The organism is Haladaptatus sp. W1 (assembly GCF_001723155.1).
In the GTDB taxonomy this organism is placed as follows: domain Archaea; phylum Halobacteriota; class Halobacteria; order Halobacteriales; family Haladaptataceae; genus Haladaptatus; species Haladaptatus paucihalophilus.
Genome location: NZ_MEIH01000228.1, coordinates 1 through 2250 on the forward strand (window position 1 = coordinate 1; position 2250 = coordinate 2250).

Annotated in this window: 2 protein-coding genes and 1 pseudogene; 2 read left to right on the forward strand and 1 reads right to left on the reverse strand. The window is 65.3% G+C overall.

Going from position 1 to position 2250, the window contains the following annotated elements:
• Positions 1-235 (forward strand): annotated as a pseudogene (locus tag BG842_RS10350) (hypothetical protein); the annotation flags it as partial.
• A gap of 188 nt (positions 236-423) precedes the next feature.
• Positions 424-1635 (forward strand): glycosyltransferase family 4 protein, encoded by a 1212-nt coding sequence (locus BG842_RS10355; protein WP_069450672.1) that lies wholly within the window; start codon positions 424-426, stop codon positions 1633-1635.
• A 2-nt stretch (positions 1636-1637) separates the two neighbouring features.
• Here BG842_RS10355 and BG842_RS10360 read toward each other — a convergent pair.
• Positions 1638-2250, reverse strand: a 613-nt coding sequence (locus tag BG842_RS10360; RefSeq protein WP_069450673.1) for a TOBE domain-containing protein, incomplete at its 5' end; no start/stop codon positions are given.

Consider the following 2250-nt stretch of genomic DNA (forward strand, 5'->3'; position numbering starts at 1 on the left):
CGAACAGGCGAAACAGAGCGAGAAGAACGGGAAGAAGGCCGAGAAAGCCAAGAAAACGAAGAAGCAGAAAAAGGCCAAGAAGGCCAAGAAGGCCAAACCGAGCGACCCGACGATGAACCACGCGTCGGCGTCCGCCGCCGCGCCCGATTCGGCGGACTACTGTTTCACCTACAACGGTCGTCGCTACTGTTTCGACTTCCATCGACTTCGGCGGTTGCTGTTCGGCATCCGTTGAGAACGAACCGAACACCGGGGGACGTATTTTTCGCCGCGTAGGGGGGACGTACCGGCGCGGAACGCGGTCATTGACGAAATCACGACGAGCCATCGCGCCCGAACGGAAACGTCTCGGGGTGTGAACTCCGGCGGGAACGTCGTTCCAACGACGCATAACAAAGTGCAATTAACCCGTCGAGAAGGTAAATGAGCAGTGGTAATCGACTGCACCAACGCGGCGTCGAAACCCCGCAAACGGAACACGACAGCGGCGACGTGCGTTGGCGGGTGGACGAGCGAGCGGAAGAGTTGAGCATCGGCATGTACTACCGGAAGGCCGGAACGAGGGACGCGGGCGGCGTCGTGATGTACGTTCAGGAACTCCTCGACGCGCTGTCCGCCCACCAGTCGGCCTACCTCTACACGGAGAACGGTGAGCTGACGCCGAAGATGCGCACGACGGACGCCGAAATCGTCCCGCTGTCGGTGACGGGCGCGCTCGATTCGCTCTCGTCGCGCGTGCTTCCCGGACTCGCGGAGACGCTCGTTCCCCTCCTCGGCGCGATACGCGACGGGACGATACGACACATGAACGAGACGCTGGACGTGCTCGTAACCCACAACTATCTGGACGACCTCGTCCTCTCGAACCTCCTCGACGTGCCGGTGGTTCGTGTCTTCCACGGCTTCGAGCGAACCGGCTTGGGAACGACCGCACACGGGTTGCTGTCCGACAGTTACTCGATAGTGAATTCGGTGCAGACGAGCGCGGAGTTCGTCGAGGAGTTGGGACACGAACCGGATGGCATCGTCTATCCCGGCGTCGATACCGACCTGTTCCACCCCGACGCGCCGCCCGTCTTCGAGCGAGACGCGCCGTCGGTGTTGTTCGTCGGCCGGTTCGTGGAGTCCAAGGGCCTCTTCGACCTCATCGACGCCCTCGCGGCGGGACGCGGCGGGGGGACCGAGGACGTACATCTGTCCATCGTCGGCCGCGGCGACCGCGAGGCGGTGGAACGGAGAGTCGAACAGCACGGGTTGGAGTCGTCCGTTACCATCGTCGGGTCGGTGCCGCACGACGACCTCCCCGGCTACTACACCGCCGCGGACGTGGTGTGTTCGCCCTCCCACTACGAGAGCTTCGGCATGGTCAACATGGAGGCGATGGCGTGTGGCACCCCCGTCATCACCACGACCGTCGATGGCGTCACGGAGTACGCCATCGACCGCGAAACCGCCCTGCTCGTCCCCTCGGAGTCCCCGGACGCCATCGCCGACGCGATAGCGACGGCCGTCGATTCGCCCGAGTTACGGACCCGCCTCGCGACCCAAGGCAGGGCGGTCGCGGAGCGCTATTCGTGGGAACAGTCCTCGAAACGGCTCGCGGACCTGTGTTTCGACATCGTGGACGGTAACTGAGTTCACGGGTCGGACTCCGCCCCCGCCGGAACCGCCCGCGTTGCCGTCGCCTTGAACGAGGCGACGACGTCCGCACCGGATTCCAACCCCAACCGCTCGACGCTCGTGGTCGTGACGAGTGCTCGCAACGGCGTCTCGCCGCCCACATCAACCGCGACGCGGGCGATTCGCTCCCCCTCCTCGACCGAGCGAACCGTCCCCGAAAACTGGTTTCTTGCGCTCGTCGCGTCGCCGGTCGGCGCGGCGTTCGAACTGTACAGCGTCACCACGTCCGAGCGGATACAGACCTCCACCGCGTCGGTGTCCGCCGGAACGAGCGCCCGGACGACTCCCACGTCGGTTTCCACGAGGCCGAACTCGCCGTCCCGCTCGGTGACGGTTCCGGCGAGCACCGTCTCGTCCACCTCGGCGAGTCCCGAGGACTCCGCCGTGAGTCGCCGAAACCGCTGGAGAAGTCGGTGTGCTCCGTCGGTCAACGTGCTACCACCGCCGGACGACCCGCCGCGTTCCCGGCGAACGAGCGGTCCGAAACCCTCCTCCAAGGCCACGATTCGACGCTGTGCGTGGGCGTACGACCGGCCGAGTGCGGTTGCCGCCGCGTTGAGCGAGCCGGTT

What these genes read in the sequence shown, in the direction of transcription:
- BG842_RS10355 (WP_069450672.1), top strand. Translation starts at nt 424, where the DNA reads ATGAGCAGTGGTAATCGACTGCACCAACGCGGCGTCGAAACCCCGCAA.